This window comes from Streptomyces sp. NPDC043427 (assembly GCF_056436655.1).
This window is the reverse complement of record NZ_JBWKCC010000035.1, coordinates 23,256-42,478: the sequence shown is the minus strand read 5'-3', so window position 1 is coordinate 42,478 and position 19,223 is coordinate 23,256. Positions and strand designations below refer to the sequence as shown.

The following is a 19,223-nucleotide window of genomic DNA, read 5'->3' as shown; positions in this document are numbered from 1 at the left end:
GCAATGCGGCTGATTTCACTCAGGTGGCAGGCGTCGTCATGACCCCCTGAGCAGGGCTGGACGCGTCCCTCGGGGGCCGTGGTGATCTTTGCCTGGGACGCGGCCGGTCATGTGCGCCGGAAGCCAGTACTCTGGCGATTCACCTGAACGGTTGTAGCGAGAGGCGGACCGGCCGATGACTGAAGCCCCCGACCCCGAGGTCGTGGAGCTGGCGACCAAGATCTTCGATCTGGCCCGGCGGGGGCAGACCGAGGCGCTCGTGGCGTACGTCGACGCGGGTGTTCCGGCCAACCTCACCAACGACCGGGGCGACTCCCTCGTGATGCTCGCCGCCTACCACGGCCACGCCGGGGCGGTGCGGGCGCTGCTGGAACGCGGCGCCGACGCGGACCGCGTCAACGACCGAGGCCAGACCCCACTCGCGGGGGCCGTCTTCAAGGGTGAGGAAGAGGTGATCCGGGCCCTGCTCGACGCCGGAGCCGACCCGTCCGCGGGCACTCCGTCAGCCGTCGACACGGCCCGGATGTTCGGCAAGGCGGACCTGCTGAAGCTTTTCGGCGCGCAGTGATCCGTAGCTCGTGAACAGGTGAAATGCAGTTCCTGACAAGGTAATTCAACGACCACGGGGGAGGCGGTACGGGGCCGCCGGAAATTTCGGTCGCGGCAGGCTGAGCTGCCGAGTCATCATGACGACGTGATTCACGGACGCGATGGCTGGGCAGGTGTTGCCGCACCGCGCGGGCCGTGATGCGGTCCGCATGGGCCACCGACGAGAGGCAGAGGAAGATGGTCTACAGCAAGCAAGAGACGGCGGGCGCTCCGACGTGTTGTCACGCGGCCAGGTAATGCGTGGTCCCCGGTTGCGTCGACGCTTGATGTGAGGCTGTTTCCCATGTTCGATCCGGTCATAGCGCCCAGCGGTACGCTGCTCGGCCTGCTCCAGCGGGGCCGCGGCGACGGCACGCTGCACGCGCTCACCGCCCCACGGGCCGACGCGCTCGCGGCGCTGAACCACTGTGTGCTGCGCGACCCCCGCCACGACTGGCAGGTGGAGAACCGCTCCCTGTACTACGCCCGTCTCTTCCTCGACCTGAACGGCGAGCTGGACGAGATCGAGGCGCACCTCTTCGACGTCGAGGACGCCTTCGACACCGACGAGTCCCGCACGGGCCTCGCCCTCGCCGTCCTCGGCCACCTCGCCTCCTACGGCAGGCGCGATGCCCTCGAACTGCTGCGCAGGTACGCCGCCACCGGCGCCAATTGGGCCTGGGCCCTGGACGAGCTCGCCCTGCGCGACGACGACGCCGGTCTGCGCGCCCTCGCCGCGCCCGTACTGGCCCGTTTCGCCACCGACGCCGAGGGTGAGGCCGAACTCGCCGCCACCGTGCGCGACGCCTTCGAACCGCGGCCCTGGCGGCTGTGGGCCGACGACCCGCGCGACTACGTCTCCACACGCGTGCGTGCCGCCCAGGAGACCGGCTGCTTCGACCGATGGCAGCGGCAGATGCGCCCCACGGGCCCCCGCCCGGGCTGGAGCGTGCAGGCCGTCTTCGAGTGGGCCCAGCAGGGCATCGAACGCGGCGCCGCCCTCCATGTCCCGGCCGCGCGCTGCCTCAGCGCCGTGGCGGGCCCCGAGGACCGCCCCGAGATCGTCCGAGCGGCCCAGGAGGGCACCGACGGAGCGCGCTGTACCGCGCTGCGCTACCTCGCCGACAGCAACGATCCCGACGCCCTCGACCTGATCGAGGGCGCCGTGGTCACCGGCACGACGGCCGTCGTGGACGCCGCCGTCGACGCCTTCGAACGCATGCGCAGCGTCGCCGCCGTCGACCGCGCCCGAGGCTGGGGCCATCGGCCCGACGCCCTCGGCGCCGCCGCCGGCCGCATGCTCGCCTGCCGGGGCGGCGCCCAGGACAGCGACCTCGTCCTCGGCGCCCTGCGCGAGGCCGTACGCGGCGAAGGGCCCGACGCACCCACCCTGTGGACCCTCGTCGACGGCGCCGGGCGGCTCGGCATCGCCTGCGCCGCGCCCGTCCTGCGCCACATCTACCGCGAGACCGCCTCGTCCCATCTGCGCGGACGCTGCGCCCGCGCGCTCGCCGCCACCGACCCCGCCTTCCCCACGGGCTTCGCCGTCGAATGCCTCTGGGACTGCGAGGAGACCACCCGCGAGGTCGCCGCCCGGCACGCCGAGACCGGTGACGTCCGCGTCGTCGAGCGACTGCGCCGACTCGCCGCCGATCCCGCCGAGGAGGCCGAGGTGCAGACGGCCGTACGCAGCCGGATCGGGCCGGACGCGGCGTCGGCGATGTGAACACCGGGTAGAGGCATGCCCGCCGGGTGAACGGGGGATGACGCGCGGGTCGGGTGTGCATGGACGTGGTCTGACCTGCGAGGTCGCGCCGCGCAACGCTCACAGGACGTTTGTCGTTCGGAAAGATCCACTTTGACGCGGCCACGTCCGGTGCGGCGACAACACGGGTATGCGTGTCGTCATCGTGACCGAATCCTTTCCCCCCGATGTGAACGGCGTGGCCCACTGCGCGCTCCAGACCGCCCGGCACCTCGTGGATCGCGGTCATCTCCCGCTCGTCGTCGCGCCGGCCACCGCCGCCGGTAACGGGCCCGACGCCTCGGCGCCGTGCCCCGTCGTCCGTGTCCCCTCCCTCCCCCTCCCCGGCTACCCCCAGGTCCGCGTCGCCCTCCCCAGCCGACGCGTCGCCGCCGCGCTCACCGAGCACCGCGCCGACCTCGTCCACCTGGCCAGCCCCTTCGTCCTCGGCGTCCGCGGCATGGCCGCCGCCGCCCGGCTCGGCATACCCGCCGTGGCCGTCTACCAGACCGACCTGGCCGGATACGCCCGCACCTACGTACACGCGGGCGAGGCGGCCGCCTGGCGGCGCATCCGCTCCGTGCACGCCGCCGCCGACCTCACCCTCGCTCCCTCCAACGCCGCCCTGCACGACCTCGAGGCACACGGCGTGCCCCGGGTGCGGCTGTGGCCCCGGGGCGTGGACACCGCCCGCTTCCGCCCCGAACTGCGCGACGACGCGCTGCGGCGCGAGCTCGCCCCGAACGGCGAGCTGATCGTCGGCTACGTGGGGCGCCTCGCCCCCGAGAAGCACGTCGAACTGCTCGCCGACACGTGCGGGCTGCCCGGCGTACGCGTCGTGGTCGTGGGCGACGGTCCGAGCCGGCCCGGGCTCTCGGAGGTGCTGCCCGGAGCGGTCTTCCTGGGCCGTCGTACCGGCCACGACCTCGCCCGGATCTTCGCCTCGCTGGACGTGTTCGCGCACACCGGCCCCTTCGAGACGTTCTGCCAGACCGTGCAGGAGGCCATGGCCAGCGGTGTCCCGGTCGTCGCGCCCGCCGCGGGCGGCCCGCTGGACCTGGTCGCCCATGGGCGCACCGGGCTGCTGGTGCCGCCGCGCGACGCCGCCGCCGTACGGGACGCCGTGGGCACGCTGGCCGCCGATCCCGCGTCGCGCGCCGCCTACGGGGCCGCCGGACGGGCCACGGTCGAGGGGCGCACCTGGGCCGCCGTCGGCGACCAGCTCATCGGGCACTACGCCGGTGTGCTGGCGGCACGGAAGCACGTGGTGGCGGCATGAGCGCGCCTTCGCTGCGGATCGTACGGCTCGCCAACTTCGTCGCCCCCGCGTCCGGGGGCCTGCGCACGGCGCTGCGCGAGCTCGGCAAGGGCTTCAAGGCGGCGGGCCACGAGCCCGTGCTGATCGTCCCGGGTGAGTGCGCGAGTGACCGTGAGACCGAGCAGGGCCGGGTGATCACCCTGCCCGGGCCGCTGCTCCCGGGCACCGGCGGCTATCGCGTCCTCACCGACCAGCGGCGCGTGGCCCGGGTCCTGGAGGAGCTGGCCCCCGACCGGCTCGAGGTGTCCGACCGTACGACGCTGCGGTGGACCGGCAGGTGGGCGCGCCGGGCCCGGGTGCCCGCCGTCATGGTCTCCCACGAGACCGCCGACGGCGTGCTACGGACCTGGGGCCTGCCGGAGGGGGCGGCCCGGCGCGCCGCCGACGCCCTCAACGTCCGTACGGCCCACACGTACGCGCGCGTGGTGTGCACCACGGAGTTCGCCGAGCGCGAGTTCGTGCGGATCGGCGCCCGCAATGTCGTCCGGGCCCCGCTCGGCGTCGACCTCGTGCAGCGGCACCCCGCGCTGCGCGACCCGTCGCTGCGGGCGCGGTACGCGCGCGTGGACGAGACCCTGCTGGTGATGTGCTCCCGGCTGTCCGTGGAGAAGCGGCCCGGTACCGCGCTGGACGCCCTCGAGTCGCTGCTGCGGCGCGGTCAGCGGGCGGTGCTGGTGGTGGCCGGGGACGGGCCGTTGAAGTCGCGGCTCGAACAGCGGGCGCGCGAGCGGCGGTTGCCGGTGACCTTCCTCGGGCACGTCGCCGACCGCGGCCTCCTCGGCGCGCTCCAGGCCTCCGCGGACGTCTGTCTGGCGCCGGGACCGGCCGAAACCTTCGGGCTCGCCGCGCTGGAGGCGATGGCGTGCGGGACGCCCGTGGCGGTGAGTTCCTCGTCCGCGCTGCCTGAAGTGGTCGGATCCGCGGGCGCCACCGCCGCCGACCACGGGGAGGGTTTCGCGGACGCCGTGAGCATGCTCCTCGACCGCTCCGAGGACGAGCGGCGGGAGGCGGCACGCGCGCGTGCGGAGGGCTTCGGCTGGGGCGCGGCGGTGGAGGCGTTCCTGGCGGCACACGATGCGACGGTGCGGCTGCGGCCCCATGTGCGCGGAGGCGTCGGATGAGAACCGTCCGATTCGTGGCGCTCGGGGACTCACTGACCGAAGGGGTGGGTGACCCCGTGGGTGACGGGTGGCGCGGCTGGGCCGCGCTGCTTGCCGACGGAATCGCCGAACAGCCCCAGGACGCCGTGGAGTTCACCAAGCTCGCGATCAGCGGTGCGCAGACGCGTGACGTGCTGGAACGGCAACTGCCCGCCGGGCTGGAGCTGCGACCGGACCTCGTCTCCGTCGTCGTCGGTGTCAACGACACCCTGCGCTGCACCTTCGACATCCAAGCCGTCGCCGAACGGCTCGACGCGGTGTACGCCGCCTTCACCGGGCAGGGCGCGGTCCTCCTCACCGCGTGCCTGCCCGACCCGGGCGCGATGCTGGGCCTGCCCGGTGCTCTCGTCCGCCCGCTGGCCCGGCGGCAGCGCGCGGTCAACGCCGTCGTGCACGCGCTGTCCGACCGGTACGGGGCCGTCCATCTGCATGCCGCAGAGGGCGAGTGGCTCACCGACCGCGCGTTGTGGAGCGCGGACCGGCTGCACCCGGGCGAGGGCGGGCACCGGCAACTGGCCGTGCGTTTCCACGCGCTGCTGGCGGAGGCGGGCCTCGCGACGGGTAAGGCGCCCTCGCCGGAGCCCGAGTTCCCGGCGCCCACGAAGTCGACGAGCCTGCGGTGGCTGGCCACCGCAGGCACCGGGTGGGTGGCCCGGAGGTGCACCGACCTGCTGCCGCAACTGCTCACCCTCGCCGCCGACGAGATCCGTCACCGCGCGCGGGGCACGAGTGCCCGCCTCGACCTGCGGGCATCCGCGGCGGTGTCGGCGGCGTTGGCGGCACTGTCGGTGGGGGAGCAGCGGGCCGACGCCGCGTAAGCCTCACCGGGTGCGTAGGCCCTCGTCGGTCGTGACTGGTCCTACCGGCGCCGTACCGCCACGAAGCGGACCGGGGTGCCCGGGAGGGCCTGGGCCACCGCGGGGAGGTCGGCTGTGCGGACGACCCCGATCACCGGGTAGCCCCCGGTGGTCGGATGGTCGGCCAGGAACACCATCGGCCGCCCGTTCGGCGGGACCTGGACAGCGCCCAGCACCATGCCCTCGCTGGGGAGTTCCCCCGGCCGGGCCCGCTCCAGGGCCGGGCCCTCCGTGCGCAGGCCGATGCGGTTGCTCGCCGAGGACACGCGGTACGGGCGTGACGTGAACGTCCGTACCGCGTCGGGCGTGAACCAGTCGTCGCGTGGGCCCAGGGTGACGCGCAGGACGAGTTCGGCGGGGGGCCGGGGCTGCGGGGCGACGTCCACACGCGCGTGGGGGCCGATCACGGGCCCCAGGGGAAGGACCGTGCCGTCCGTGAGGGGGGCGGGGCCGAGACCGGACAGCAGGTCGGTGGAGCGGCTGCCGAGGACCGGTTCGACGGCGATGCCGCCGGAGACGGCCACGTAGCTGCGTACTCCCTGTGCGGCCGCACCGACGTCCAGGACCGATCCGGCGGGTACGCGCACGGGTGCGCCCCAGGCGACCGGCCGTCCGTCGACGGCGACCGGGCACGGCGCGCCGCCGACCGCCACGATGACCGTGGAACGGGGCTGGACGGCACAGCCGTTGAGGGTGGTCTCCAGGACGGCCGCGTCGGGTGTGTTTCCGACCAGCCGGTTGACGAGCGCCGCCGCGGGGGCGTCCAGCGCACCCGAACGGGGCACGCCGAGGTGCGCGTGCCCCGGGCGGCCCCGGTCCTGCACGGTGGTCAGCGCCCCGGCGCGTACGACGGCGAGCGCGCGGTCGGTCATGCGGCCGGCCCCATCGGAACGAAGCGCACGCGCGTGCCCGGCGACAGCAGGGCGGCGGGCACACGCGCGTGGTCCCACAACACCGCGTCCGTGGTGCCGATGAGCTGCCAGCCGCCGGGTGACGAGCGCGGGTACACGCCCGTGTACGGGCCGGCCAGCGCCACCGCACCGGCCGGGACGGCCGTGCGCGGAGTGACCCGGCGCGGTACGTCGTAGCACGCCGGGAGACCGGTGAGGTAACCGAAGCCGGGCGCGAAGCCGCAGAACGCGACGCGGAACTGGGCGGACGCGTGGACGGCGGCCACCTCCTCCTCCGAGACGCCCCAGTGGGCGGCGACGTCGGCGAGGTCCGGGCCGTCGTAGCGCACCGGGATCTCGACCACCTCGTGCGCGCGTGGGGGAGCGGGAGGGACGTCGGTGGCGGTCAGTTCGGATGCCCAACGGACCGGGTCCTCCAGGCCGTCGAGGAGGACGGTACGGGCCGCGGGGACGATCTCCCGCACGGTCAGCGTGCCCTCCGCGCGGCGGCGCAGCAGCTCCGCGTGCAGGGCCTGGGCCTCGTCGCCCGAGGAGAACTCGACGAGCAGGGCGCTGTCGCCGACGGGCAGGGCCCTCATGCGAAGGCCTCCACCCGGACGCCCGACTCCTCCAGCCGCTGCCGCACACGGCGGGCCAGCTCCACCGCGCCGGGTGTGTCCCCGTGCAGGCACAGGGAACGCGCGCGTACCTCGATGCGGGCGCCGGAACGGGCGACCACGGTGCCGGAGCGGGCGAGGCTCACCGAGCGCTCCACGACCGCGTCCGGGTCGGCGACCACGGCACCCTCCCGACCGCGCGGCACGAGGGTGCCCTCGTCGGTGTACGCACGGTCCGCGAACGCCTCGGTGACGGTCGGCAGCCCGGCCTTGCCGGCCAGCTCCAGCAGGCGCGAGCCGGGCAGGCCGAGCACGGGCAGGGCGCTGTCCGCGAGGAGCACGCCGTCGACGACCGCGCGGGCCTGCTCCTCGTCGTGCACGACGCGGTTGTAGAGCGCGCCGTGCGGCTTGACGTACGCCACGCGGGAGCCCGCCGCCCGGGCGAAGACCTCCAGGGCGCCGATCTGGTAGGCCACCTCGGCCGCCAGTTCGTCGGGCGGCACGTCCATCGCACGCCGCCCGAACCCCGCGAGGTCCCGGTAGGAGACCTGGGCGCCGATCCGTACCCCGCGCCCGGCCGCCAGCTCGCACACCCGCCGCATGGTGGCCGCGTCCCCGGCGTGGAAGCCGCAGGCCACGTTGGCGCTGGTGACGACGGACAGCAGTCGCTCGTCGTCGGTCAGCTGCCAGCGGCCGAAGCCCTCGCCGAGGTCGGCGTTCAGATCGATCGGTGTCATGGACCCTCGTGTCTCCTGTCAGGCCACGCGGTACTGCTCGTCGCGGGCGTCGGTGAGGAACATCTGCCCCGGTGCGTGCGTGATGGCGAACGGCGGACGTGAGGCCATCACCGCGGCCTGCGGGGTCACACCACAGGCCCAGAACACCGGGAGGTCGTCCGGCTCGGCGTCCACCGGGTCCCCGAAGTCGGGGCGGCCGAGGTCGTCGATGCCGAGGCCCGACGGATCGCCGCAGTGTACGGGGCCGCCGTGCACCGCCGGGAGCAGACTGCTCTCCCGGATGGCCGCCGCCAGGTGCTGCGGCGGCACCGGCCGCATGGACACCACCATCGGACCGTGCAGCCGCCCCGCGGGACGGCACTGACGGTTCGTCACGTACATCGGCACGTTGCGCCCCTGTTCGACGTGACGGATCGGGACGCCCGCCTCGGACAGCGCCCACTCGAAGGTGAAGCTGCACCCGATCAGGAACGACACCAGGTCGCCGCGCCAGTGACCGAGCACGTCCGTCGGCTCGTCCACCAACTCACCGTCGCGCCACACCCGGTAGCGCGGCAGATCGGTGCGCAGGTCGGCGCCGTCCGCGAGGACCGTGTTGAACGATCCGGCGTCCGTCACGTCCAGCACGGGGCACGGCTTCGGATTGCGCTGGCAGAACAGCAGCATCTCGTACGCCCAGTCCGCGGGCACCGAGATCAGGTTGACCTGGGTGTGTCCCGCCGCCACCCCGGCCGTCGGACCCGCGAGACCCTCCCGGAAGCGCTCCCGCGCGCTTCTCGGGCTCCACGCGTGCGCGTGCTCGTCGACGAGGGTCAAGGGGCGGTCGTTCGTGAGGGTGTCGGGGCGATGGTCGGTGCGGGCCAGGGGGCGGTCGTCCGTGAGAGTCGGGATGCGGTGGCTCGTGCTGTGTTCGGTACCGTTCACGCCAGTTCCTTTCCGCGCGTCTCCGGCAGCCCCAGCAGCGCCAGGGCCGCGATGCCGTAGCCGATCGCCCCGAAGACCAGCGCACCGCCCACGCCCCAGCTGTCGGCCAGGTAGCCGACGCTGGTGGGGAAGACCGCGCCGACGGCGCGGCCGGTGTTGTACGTGAAGCCCTGACCCGTGCCGCGCACCGCCGTCGGGTACAGCTCACTCAGGTAGGAGCCGAAGCCGCTGAAGATCGCCGACATGCAGAACCCGAGCGGGAAACCGAGCACCAGCAGCAGGGTGTTGGCGCCACCCGGGATGTTCGCGTACGCAAGGATGCACAGGGCCGACAGCAGGGCGAACAGCCAGATGTTGCGTCGGCGGCCCAGCCGGTCGGTGAGGTAGCCACCGGTGAGATAGCCGGCGAACGCGCCCGAGATCAGGAACGTCAGGTATCCGCCGGTCCCGACGACCGACAGGCCGCGCTCGGTCTTCAGATACGTCGGCACCCAGGTGGCGAGGGTGTAGTAGCCGCCCTGGACACCGGTGGAGAGCAGCGCCGCGAAGACCGTGGTGCGCAGCAGACCGGGCTTGAAGATCGCCGTGAACGATCCCTTCTCGGTACTCGCCTCGCGCACCGCGACCGCCTCGGGGGCATCCTGCACCCGGCGCCGCATCCACACGATGAGCAGCGCGGGCAGGGCGCCGGTCCAGAACATCACCCGCCAGGCCAGGTCGTCGCCGAGGAACGAGAAGACCAGCGTGTACACGATCGCGGCGAGCGCCCAGCCCACGGCCCAGGAACTCTGGATCGCGCCGAGCGTGCGGCCGCGGTGCTTCGCGCTCGCGTACTCCGCGACGAGGATCGCGCCGACCGCCCACTCGCCGCCGAAGCCCAGGCCCTGCAGGGCCCGGAAGACCAGCAGGGTCTCGTAGTTCGGCGCGAAGCCGCAGGCGACGGTGAACACCGCGTACGTGATCACCGTGACCATCAGTGCCCTGACCCGGCCTACCCGGTCGGCCAGCACGCCCGCGAGGGCGCCGCCGATCGCGGAGACCACGAGCGTGACGGTGGTGAAGAGGCCGGTCTGGCCGCTGTCCAGGCCGAAGTAGGCGGCCAGGGCGACCATGCTCAGCGGCAGCGTGAAGTAGTCGTACGAGTCCAGCGCATAGCCGCCGAACGCACCGGCGAAGGCGCGGCGGCCGCGCGGGCCGAGGGCGCGCAGCCAGCCGAACGCGCCGTCGTCGGCGGCGCGTTCATCGGTTCCGGGCTGGGTGGCTGTGGTGACGGCCTGCGGTGGAGGGGTTGTGCTCATGTGCACCTCGCAGAGGGAGAGGGCGCTGGGGAGTGAGCCGTGCCGTGCGGCGGAGGCCGGGCGCCTCGGTGGGGGCGGGGCGGGGCCGTGGACAGCACCGTAGGGGATCGTTCAACGATCCTTCAATACCCATGTTGTCTCGTTCTTCTGTCTGCGATTGAATTCCGGGCATGGCAGAGCAGCTGGCGGGACTGGCCGACGACCGCGCCCTTCTGGGCCGCACCAGCACGGCCGAACGGGTGTCGGACATCCTCAGAAGCCGGATCGCGGATGGCTACTTCCCGCCCGGGACACGGCTGTCGGAGGACAGCATCGGTGGGGCGCTCGGCGTTTCCCGCAACACGTTGCGCGAGGCGTTCCGGCTGCTCACGCACGAACGCCTGCTCGTCCACGAACTGAACCGGGGTGTGTTCGTGCGCGTCCTGACCGTCGAGGACGTCGAGGACATCTACCGCACCCGCGCCCTCGTGGAGTGCGCCGTCGTCCGGGGGCTCGGCGAGCCGCCGTACGCGCTGGAGAGCCTCGCGGCGGCGGTCACCGAAGGGCAGCTGGCGTCCCTCCAGAAGGACTGGAAGGGGCTGGGCACGGCCAACATCCACTTCCACCGCGAGCTCGTCGCGCTCGCCGGCAGCGAACGCACCGACGAACTGATGCGCAGCGTCTTCGCGGAGCTGCGCCTCGCCTTCCACGTCGTGGACGACCCGCGTCGGCTGCACGAGCCCTACCTCACCCGCAACCAGCAGATCCTCCAAGCTCTGCAGGCCGGGGACAAGGCCGGGGCTGAGAGGCTCCTCGCGACCTACCTCGACGACTCGCTGGCGCGAGTGGTGGAGGTGTACCAGCGGCGGGTGGGCGAGGAAGGTTAGGCCGCTCGTGGGGAGGGAGGGCCAGGCCGTTCGTGGGGAGGGAGGGCCAGAGCGTTCGGGGCCGTGTGCGGCCGTTCGTGAGGGCGGGGCCGACGGTCGGCCGTCGCGCCGCGTCGGCCCGACCGTAGGGGCGCGTCTTCGTCGTTTGGGTCGTTGTCAGACCGAGGACCTAGTCTGTGCACCGTGACTTCGCCTGCATCGACGGACAGCGTTCCGCCCCAGCTCAGCGCGGGGCCGCGCCCCGCACCGGGCCCGGCCGCCGACGAGGGGCTGGCGCGGCGGCTGCGTGCGCTCGCATGCACGGCGCCGATCCACGACCTCGACGCACGCAAGGCCAACCTCGCCGGCGAGTACTCGGTCTACGGCATGGCGGAGATCGCCCTGGCCGCCATCGACCTGGTCACCCTGAACATGGACTTCGACACGGGCGCCGACCACGACCAGATCGTCGCCCGGCTCATCCCGCGCATCACCGCCCAGGCCCCGAACCGGCCCGGCGCCGAGCACGAGCGGGTGGCCCGCTGGGTCCTGGAGAACCTGATCAACGTCGGCAGCGTCGACCGCGGCTTCCGCGCCGTGTACGGCACGTTCGCGCCCGACGGCAGCTATGTGCGCCGTGACTACGACTTCAAGCTGATCGAGGAGGTGCCCGGCTACGGAGGCAGCGTCTACCTCCGTACGACGGACGAAGCCGTCAACGTCCTCGTCGGCGCCCTCGACACCGACGTCACCAGCGCGCAGATCGCCGCCGAGGTCAAGCTGGAGGTGCTGATCAGCCGCGGCCGGCTCGCGGACGCGCAGCTGGCAGCCGAGCAGGCCCGCTACCGCACCGTGCAGTACTCCGAGACCCTGCGCAGGGCCCTGGAGGCGACCCGGCGCAACGTCCGCGCGGTGGACTGGCTCAACACCGTGCCCGACATGATCGCCGAGGCACTCGACCACGTAGCCGACCGCTACCGCCACGAGAACGCCATCCTCACCAACATCCGCAAGGCGCGGGACGAGTCCGAGGACCCGGAGAACAAGCGGCGTGCGGCCGAGCTCGTCGACATCGTCAAGGACTGCATCCGCCGCCACACCCAGCTCCAGTCCAGGCTGCTGGAGGCCGGGCCCCTCTTCCGTGCCGAGCAGGACCGGCAGGCCTTCGCCACACCGATGACGGCATCGGGGATAGACCTGTACGGCCACCTCGTCGCGCCGGTCCTTCCGCTGCCGATGGAGCAGGCGATCCGGGTCACCGACGCGTTCTTCGCGCGCGGGACGGGGTTGCGTACGCCGGTGTCCGTGCGGGTGAGCGACCTGGTCGACATACTGCTGACGCCGCCGATGGAGCGGGAACATCTCGGGGCGGAGATGCCCGAGCCGGACCTCATCGCCACGCCGGACGACAGCCGGTTCAGCGAGGAGCAGCTGGCGGCGGCGATGGAGTTGCTGGACCTGCCCGCGGATGCGCCGCGGCGGCTGTCGGGGTTGCTGGCGCAAGCGCGTCGGTCCGACCCCGAGCTGCCGTACCTGGTGGCGCTGTTGGCTGTTCACGCCGCCAGCCCGCCGGTGGGGACGGCGTATCGGCAGGGTGAGGAGAAGTTGTTGTTCGCCGTGGACGACGGGGTGGAGCTGGAGGATCCCGAGTTCGGTGGGGCGGATCTGATCGTGGGGACGGCTCTGCTGGACGCGGTGGGGATGGCGGCGGGTCGGACGGAGGCGGCGTGATGTCGTCGTTCGTGCGCGGGTGGCCGGTGGTTGGTCGCGCAGTTCCCCGCGCCCCTGGGTGTGTTGCCCTGAGCCCTGATGACAAGTTCGAGGAGTTGCAGTCGTGACTGAGCACGTCGAGTGGAGTGACGTGGAGGCCGCGGTGCCGTCGGCGTCCGCCGCCGTCACGCCCGCCGACGCCGCTGACGCGGCGCGGCTCGTCGCCTTCGGGTTGCAGCCCAAGCTGCAGCCCGCGCGCGACCAGGAGTACACGGAGTTGTTGCGGCGATACCGCGAGGACCCGCCGTTCGCGCGGCTGGCGGATGCCGTGGCGGCGGGGCTGGGGCTCATCGTGCTGGAGGTGTCCCCGCGCGCGGGGATGGCCGTGACCGCCGCCGAGGACTCGGTGTTCGCCGTTCGCATGGGCGACTACGCCCGGCGGACGTCCGCGGACTCCGGAGACCGGTTCCTGCACGGGCTGGCCCACCTCGCGGTCGCCGCCATGGCGTTCCCGCGGCCGGAGGACCTCGCCGACGACGGGTACATCGGGCGGGTCAGCGTCAACGGGGTCGACGCCTTCGTGCGGCAGGCGTGCCGTCGGCTGGAGGAGCGCGCCGAGCTCCAGGGCGAGAACACCGACCCGGCCACCGAGGCGCCCGGCCTGGAGGCCGCCTGGCGGATCTGGGCCAGACGCAGCTCCACCGGTGCCACCAAGGACGCCCGCAGGCTGGCGGGTTCCACCACGGGCATCGTCGGCAAGGCCGTCGCGTTCCTCACCGACTCCGGGTTCCTGCAGCGCACCGGAGACGACAACGGCGGTACGTATCGGACGACGGCGCGGTACCAGCTCCAGGTGCGGGACATGGCGGGAAGCGCCGCCATGGCCGAGCTCCTCGAACTGGGCGTGGTCCCGATGACCGACGGCACGCCGACGCTGCTGCCCGCCGAGGAAACCGAGGACCTGGACCTGGTGGCCGACGCCGGTCTGCCGTTCCACTCCTGAAGCACCGAAGCTCCCGAGGCTTCTGAACCCCCCTGATCTGCCGAAGACTTACGAGAGTCCGCCATGTACGAGCTGTCCCGGGTCCGCCTCTACTCCATCGGGCCCGCCGGTGCGCGCTACGCCGACACCGTGCTTGACCTGCGGGGTGTGGGCGACGTCGTGCCCGACCCCGCCCCCATGCAGGCGGAGTTCTTCGAGGAGGAGCCCGTCGGCCCGCCGCGTCGGCCCGCGCCCGCCGGTGTGCTCTTCCTGGAGAACGGCGGCGGCAAGTCCGTGCTGCTCAAGTTGATCTTCTCCGTGATGCTGCCGGGCCACCGCAACACCCTCGGCGGCGCCAGTTCCGGTGTGCTGCGCAAGTTCCTGCTCGCCGACGACTGCGGGCATGTGGCGCTGGAGTGGCAGCACGTACTGACCGGCGAGTGCGTGGTCGTCGGCAAGGTGAGCGAGTGGCGCGGGCGCCAGGTCTCCAACGACCCGCGGAAGTTCGCCGAGGCCTGGTACTCGTTCCGGCCCGGCCCCGGACTGACCCTGGACAACCTGCCCGTCGCCGAGTCCACCGCCGTACGGCCGTCCGTCGAGGGGCAGTCGGGCGCTCAGGGCCGCCGGCGCACCATGAAGGGGTTCCGGGACGCCCTCACCGAGGCCGGCAAGGCGTACCCGTACCTGGAGGTGCACTGGGAGGAGATCCACGACCGGTGGATCGAGCACCTGGGTGACCTCGGGCTCGACCCGGAACTCTTCCGCTACCAGCGCGAGATGAACGCCGACGAGGGTGAGGCCGCCGGCCTGTTCGCGGTCAAGAAGGACTCCGACTTCACCGATCTCCTCCTGCGGGCCGTGACGGACACGCGCGACACGGACGGTCTGGCCGACCTCGTCAGCGGCTTCGGCAACAAGCTCGGCCGACGCGCCGAGCTGATCGCCGAACGGGACTTCACCGCCGGGTCCGTCGACCTGCTCGGGCGGATCGTCGAGGCCGCCGAGGCCCGCGCACGCGCGCGTGACATCCACACCGGGGCCGAGCGCCGTACCCGCACCCTGGCCAGGCGGCTGTTCGCGCGCGCGGTGCGGGAACGCGCACGCGGCACCGACCTCGCCCAGCGGGTCACGGCCGCCGCCTACGCCGTCACGCACTCCGAGGGCGCGCGACAGCGCAGCGCGCTGATCGCGGCCGAACTCGCCTACCGGCACGCCTCGTTGGCGCTGGCCGCCGCCGAGAAGTCCGCCGCCGCGCAGAAGCGCGAACTCGCCGACGCGCGCACCCTGCACTCCGCCTGGCAGGCGGCCGAGGCCGTCCTGCGCCACCGTGCCGCCGCCGACCGTGTCGCGCGTGTGTCCGCCGCGATCCAGGAGGCCGAGCGGGACGCGGCGCCTGCGCTCGCCGCCCGCGCCAAGGCCGCCCTCGACCTCGTACGGGCCCTGCACGCGGCCGCCGAGAGAGCCGAGAGCCACGCCAACGAGGAGGAGGAGCGGTCCGCCGCCCTCCAGGAGGTCGGCGAGGCGGCCCACCGGGACTCCACGTCCGCGGCCACCGAAGCCCAGCGTGCCCGCAGCGAGGTCGGCCATCTGCGCCAGCGCCTGACCGAGGTCGAGGAGGAGACCGCCGAGGCGGTGCGCGCGGGCTGGCTCGACGACAGCGCGCCCGACGCCGACCCCGCGCGCGCGGCCCTCGCGGCCAGCGACGCCGAGAAGGCCGCCGTCGCCGCCTGGGACACCGCGCGGGAGGCCTCACGCAGGGCCACCGAGCACGCGCGTGAGACGGCCTCGGCCGAATCCCGCGCGGAACTCACGGCGGCCCGCGCGGCCGACGCGGCCACGGCGGCGGAACGCTCGTACGAGGCCGAGCGGCGCATCGCCGAGGGGCTGGCGGCGGAGGAGCGGCTGGCAGAACTGCTGAGCCTGCCCGGTGCCTCCGGCGAGGGCCGCAGCGCGGTGCCGGCCCGCCGGGCGGAGGCCGACGCCACCGGCGACGGCACCTCCGCGCGGCGCTCCGCCACCGAGCCCGACGAAACGCCCCCCTCCCCGCGCTCCGGTGCCCTCACCGAAGGCACACGGCCCACGCCCACCCCCCTCAGCCGCGGCGACCTCGCGGACGGCCTCCTCACCCCCGAGGACCTGGACCGCTTCGCCGACGAGCTGCGCGAACTCCTCGACGACGCGGTCTCCTCCGCCGAGCGTCAGCTGTTCGAGATGCGCACCGCAGCCGCCGACGACGCCCGCATCCTCGGCGCCCTCGGTGACGGCGGACTGCTGCCGCCCGGCCCGGACGTGCTCGCCACCGTAGAGTTCCTCGGCGAGCACGGCATCCCCGCGCTGCCCGGCTGGCGCTACCTCGCCCAGGCCGTCGACCCCACCGACCACGCGCGGGTGCTGGCCGCCCGCCCGGAACTGGTCGACGGCGTGATCATCACCGACCCGGACTCGCACGCGCGGGCCCGCGAGGCGCTCAGCGACGCCGCGCTGCTACCGAGGTCCGCCGTGGCGGTCGGTACGGCCGCCGCCCTGCTCGCACCGACCCCGGCACCGGACTCGGACACCGGCGACGTCTTCCTCGTACCGCCGAACCCGGCCATGCACGACGAGCACGCCGCCGACGAGGAGCGGCAGGCGCTGCGCGCGCGGGCGACGGAGCGGGACGAGGAGATCCGCACGCTCGCCGCCCGGCTCGGTAAGGACCGTGAGCTGGCGGCGCGGCTCGCCTCATGGCGTACCGGCTGTCCGGCCGGGCGGCTCCTGGAGCTGGCCGAGGGCGCCCGGGAGGCACGCGCGTTCGCCGAGGAGTCGGAGGCCGAGCTCGCCGAGGCGCGGACCGTGCGGGCGGAGGCCGACGAGGCCGCCGCCGAGGCCGCGCAGGTGCGGGACGAGCGGCAGGAGGTCGCGCAGAAGGCCCGGCGCGCCGCCGACGCGCTCGCCGGACTCGCCTTCCGACTGCGCGAGCGTGCCGGCTGGCAGGTCAAGCTGCGTGAACTCGCCGACGAGGCCACCGAGTCGGAGGCCCGGGCCCAGTCCTGCCTGGAGCGGGCTCGCGCCGCCGACGAGGACCGGCGCGCCGCCCAGCGTGCCGCCGACGACGCCCGCCGTACCGCGCGGGCGCTGCGCGCCGAGCGCTCCGAGATCGCCGGCGCCCCCGACGATGTGCCGGAGGACGACGCGAACGGGCCCAAGGCGTCGCTGCCCGCCCTCCGCGAGGCCTACCGGGCCGCCTCGCAGGTCTACGAGAAGGTCGGCGTCGGCGCCGACCTGCGAGCCGAGCAGGCCCGCGCGGAGAGCGACGAGAGCGCGGCCCGGGCCGAGTTGGACCGGCTGAGCAACAAGGTCCGCACGCGCGCGGAGCAGCTGCTCCAGTCGCCCGACGGCTCCGACGGACCGTCCCGACAGGCCGCCGCCGCACGCGCGGAGGAGCTGGTGCAGCTCTTGGAGACCCGCATGTCCAGCGCGAGCGAGCAGCTCGGTCGGCTGCGCGGCGAGGCCGAGCGGCACGCCCCCGAGGACGGCGAGACCCACACCGAGCTGCCGGAGGACCAGCAACCGCGCGACGCCGAGCACGCCCAGGCACTCCTGCGGACCGCGACCACCGAACTCGCCTCCCGCACGGAGGCGTTGGCCCAGGCCCGGGAGGCGCACGCCGAGCTGCTCGACGCCCACCGTGCCGCCGAGGACGCCGTCGGCGGCTTCGAGGAGACCGCCGCGATGCTGCGCGACCTGCTCCGTGAGCATGCCCCCGAGGAGGAGCAGGAGGAGCCCGAGCCGTACCCCGGCAGCCTGGACGAGGCCCGTCAGTCGGCCGCCGAGGCCCGGCGTTCGCTGCGCGGGTGCGCCGCCGACCTGTCCGCGGCCGAGTCGGCCGTGCGCGAGGCGAGCGACATCCTCGTCCGGCACGCCAACTCCACACGCTACGAGCAGGTACGCACCCCCGCGCGGCAGCAGATCCGTGAGCTGCCTGCCTCCGCGCTGCCCGAGCACGCCCAGAAGTGGGCGGACGCCTTCGCACCCAGACTGCGCGTCCTGACAGACGAGTTGGCGCAGCTGGAGCGGAACAGGGACTCGATCGTGGACCGGCTCAGAGGGCTCGTCGAGTCCGCCCTGGCCACGCTCAGGTCCGCCCAGCGTCTCTCCCGTCTCCCCGAGGGCCTCGGTGAGTGGTCCGGGCAGGAGTTCCTGCGCATCCGCTTCGAAGAGCCCGATCAGGCCACGCTCACCGAACGGCTCGGCGAGGTCATTGACGAGGCGACCCGCGCGGCCGTGAAGAAGAACTCCGACCTGCGGCGCGACGGCATGTCGCTGCTGCTGCGGGGAGTCGCCGCCGCCCTGCAACCCAAGGGCGTCGCCGTCGAGATCCTCAAGCCGGACGCCGTGCTGCGTGCCGAGCGCGTGCCCGTCGGGCAGATGGGTGACGTGTTCTCCGGTGGCCAGCTCCTCACGGCCGCGATCGCGCTGTACTGCACGATGGCCGCACTGAGGTCGAACGACCGGGGTCGCGACAAACACCGGTACGCCGGAACCCTGTTCCTTGACAACCCCATCGGCCGCGCCAACGCGACCTACCTCCTGGAACTCCAGCGGGCGGTCTCGGACGCCCTCGGCGTGCAGCTCCTGTACACCACCGGCCTGTTCGACACGACCGCGCTGGCGGAGTTCCCGCTGGTCATCCGACTGCGCAACGACGCCGACCTCAGGGCGGGCCTGAAGTACATCAGCGTGGAGGAACATCTCCGCCCGGGACTGCCCCAGCAGCCACAGGCGGGGGAGGCGGTGCACAGCGAGATCACGGCGACGAGGATGTACAAACGCCCCGCGCCGACCACCGGTTGATCAGGCGGCCCTTCAAAGCTCCGCTCACGGCTCGCCGATCACCAGGACGAGGACTGGCGCAGGTAGTTCTCGTCGTCGAACTCGTCGAACTCGTCGAACTCGTCGAGTCAGGTCCAGCTGGGCCGGGCCGCTCGATGCCCCGGCCCTCACCGGCCACTGTTGCTCAGGGGCACAGCACCTGACCGGCCGTCAGGGGTGCGACAACTGCCCCGCCCCGCCGGACCGGCGTATCCGCTCCTGCGCTCGCTCGCCGGCGCGCGCCTGTCGTCGGGCGCGGCGTCGCTCGCGGCGCAGGGCCCGTGCGGTGCTGCTGGGCGCCGAGACCACGCCGTTGCGCTGGTTCCAGACCTGGCGCGTCACCCACACGTCCAAGGCGCCCCAGGTGGCCACCACCGTGCTCACCACACTGCTGATCACCATCGGGGCCGCCAGCCAGGAGCCGGCCATCGTGCACAGGAAGGCCACCATCGCCTGAAGCAGCGTCACGGCGATGAGCAGAACGGCACGCACGGCCGCCGTACGTACCGGGTCGGGCAGCCGGCGTCGTCGCGCGGGCTCCTCGATCCACAAGGGTCGGTAGGACGGCCTCTCCTGACGTGCCTTCTCGTGCCCGCGGCCGTCTGTCGGAATGTCGCGATCCGGTGCCTTGGTACTCCGCTCCGCCGTCGTGTGCGCCGCCACGTCGCGCGCGGGCGCCTTGTGTCGCTCCGCCGTGCCCAT

The 19,223-nt window shown here is 73.5% G+C and carries 15 protein-coding genes; 9 read left to right on the top strand and 6 right to left on the bottom strand.

The window, feature by feature from the left end; all coding sequences use genetic code 11:
* Positions 1 to 175 precede the first annotated feature (175 nt).
* The 5 genes from AC067M_RS38390 to AC067M_RS38370 all read left to right on the top strand — a co-directional run bounded on the left by AC067M_RS38390 (position 176) and on the right by AC067M_RS38370 (position 5,628).
* Positions 176 to 568 (top strand): ankyrin repeat domain-containing protein, encoded by a 393-nt coding sequence (locus AC067M_RS38390; RefSeq protein WP_478701635.1) that lies wholly within the window; start codon positions 176 to 178, stop codon positions 566 to 568.
* Between the two features lie 324 nt (positions 569 to 892).
* Positions 893 to 2,314, top strand: coding sequence for a HEAT repeat domain-containing protein (locus AC067M_RS38385; RefSeq protein WP_478701634.1), 1,422 nt, complete (start codon positions 893 to 895; stop codon positions 2,312 to 2,314).
* 169 nt (positions 2,315 to 2,483) lie between these two features.
* A complete protein-coding gene (locus AC067M_RS38380) occupies positions 2,484 to 3,611 on the top strand; it encodes a glycosyltransferase family 4 protein (protein ID WP_478701633.1) in 1,128 nt (375 codons plus the stop codon).
* Positions 3,608 to 4,771, top strand: coding sequence for a glycosyltransferase (locus tag AC067M_RS38375; protein WP_478701632.1), 1,164 nt, complete (start codon positions 3,608 to 3,610; stop codon positions 4,769 to 4,771). The genes AC067M_RS38380 and AC067M_RS38375 overlap by 4 nt, the downstream gene beginning before the upstream one ends.
* Entirely contained in the window at positions 4,768 to 5,628 is an 861-nt protein-coding gene (locus tag AC067M_RS38370) for an SGNH/GDSL hydrolase family protein (RefSeq protein ID WP_478701631.1), read from the top strand. Before AC067M_RS38375 ends, AC067M_RS38370 begins: the two co-directional genes overlap by 4 nt.
* A gap of 41 nt (positions 5,629 to 5,669) precedes the next feature.
* Here AC067M_RS38370 and AC067M_RS38365 read toward each other — a convergent pair whose 3' ends face one another.
* From AC067M_RS38365 to AC067M_RS38345, 5 genes are read right to left on the bottom strand one after another with little or no spacing between them, the layout of a single operon-like run.
* Positions 5,670 to 6,539 (bottom strand): 5-oxoprolinase subunit C family protein, encoded by an 870-nt coding sequence (locus tag AC067M_RS38365; protein WP_478701630.1) that lies wholly within the window; start codon positions 6,537 to 6,539, stop codon positions 5,670 to 5,672.
* Complete coding sequence (locus tag AC067M_RS38360) at positions 6,536 to 7,156, bottom strand: 5-oxoprolinase subunit B family protein (RefSeq protein WP_478701629.1); 621 nt, start codon at positions 7,154 to 7,156, stop codon at positions 6,536 to 6,538. Before AC067M_RS38360 ends, AC067M_RS38365 begins: the two co-directional genes overlap by 4 nt.
* Positions 7,153 to 7,911, bottom strand: a complete 759-nt coding sequence (locus AC067M_RS38355) for a LamB/YcsF family protein (protein WP_478701628.1) — start codon at positions 7,909 to 7,911, stop codon at positions 7,153 to 7,155. The genes AC067M_RS38360 and AC067M_RS38355 overlap by 4 nt, the downstream gene beginning before the upstream one ends.
* Before the next feature lie 18 nt (positions 7,912 to 7,929).
* A complete protein-coding gene (locus AC067M_RS38350) occupies positions 7,930 to 8,775 on the bottom strand; it encodes a putative hydro-lyase (protein ID WP_478701691.1) in 846 nt (281 codons plus the stop codon).
* A 56-nt stretch (positions 8,776 to 8,831) separates the two neighbouring features.
* Complete coding sequence (locus AC067M_RS38345; RefSeq protein WP_478701627.1) at positions 8,832 to 10,133, bottom strand: MFS transporter; 1,302 nt, start codon at positions 10,131 to 10,133, stop codon at positions 8,832 to 8,834.
* A 170-nt stretch (positions 10,134 to 10,303) separates the two neighbouring features.
* Between AC067M_RS38345 and AC067M_RS38340 the strand changes: the two genes are divergently transcribed.
* From AC067M_RS38340 to AC067M_RS38325, 4 genes are all read left to right on the top strand, one after another.
* Complete coding sequence (locus AC067M_RS38340) at positions 10,304 to 10,999, top strand: GntR family transcriptional regulator (RefSeq protein ID WP_478701626.1); 696 nt, start codon at positions 10,304 to 10,306, stop codon at positions 10,997 to 10,999.
* A gap of 183 nt (positions 11,000 to 11,182) precedes the next feature.
* A complete protein-coding gene (locus AC067M_RS38335) occupies positions 11,183 to 12,709 on the top strand; it encodes a hypothetical protein (protein WP_478701625.1) in 1,527 nt (508 codons plus the stop codon).
* A gap of 103 nt (positions 12,710 to 12,812) precedes the next feature.
* Positions 12,813 to 13,691 (top strand): hypothetical protein, encoded by an 879-nt coding sequence (locus AC067M_RS38330; protein WP_478701624.1) that lies wholly within the window; start codon positions 12,813 to 12,815, stop codon positions 13,689 to 13,691.
* Between the two features lie 63 nt (positions 13,692 to 13,754).
* The gene (locus AC067M_RS38325; protein WP_478701623.1) at positions 13,755 to 18,503 is read left to right on the top strand and encodes a hypothetical protein; all 4,749 of its coding nucleotides are present in this window, start codon (positions 13,755 to 13,757) and stop codon (positions 18,501 to 18,503) included.
* Between the two features lie 189 nt (positions 18,504 to 18,692).
* Here AC067M_RS38325 and AC067M_RS38320 read toward each other — a convergent pair whose 3' ends face one another.
* On the bottom strand, positions 18,693 to 19,223 hold the full coding sequence (locus AC067M_RS38320; RefSeq protein WP_478701622.1) for a hypothetical protein: 531 nt from the start codon (positions 19,221 to 19,223) through the stop codon (positions 18,693 to 18,695).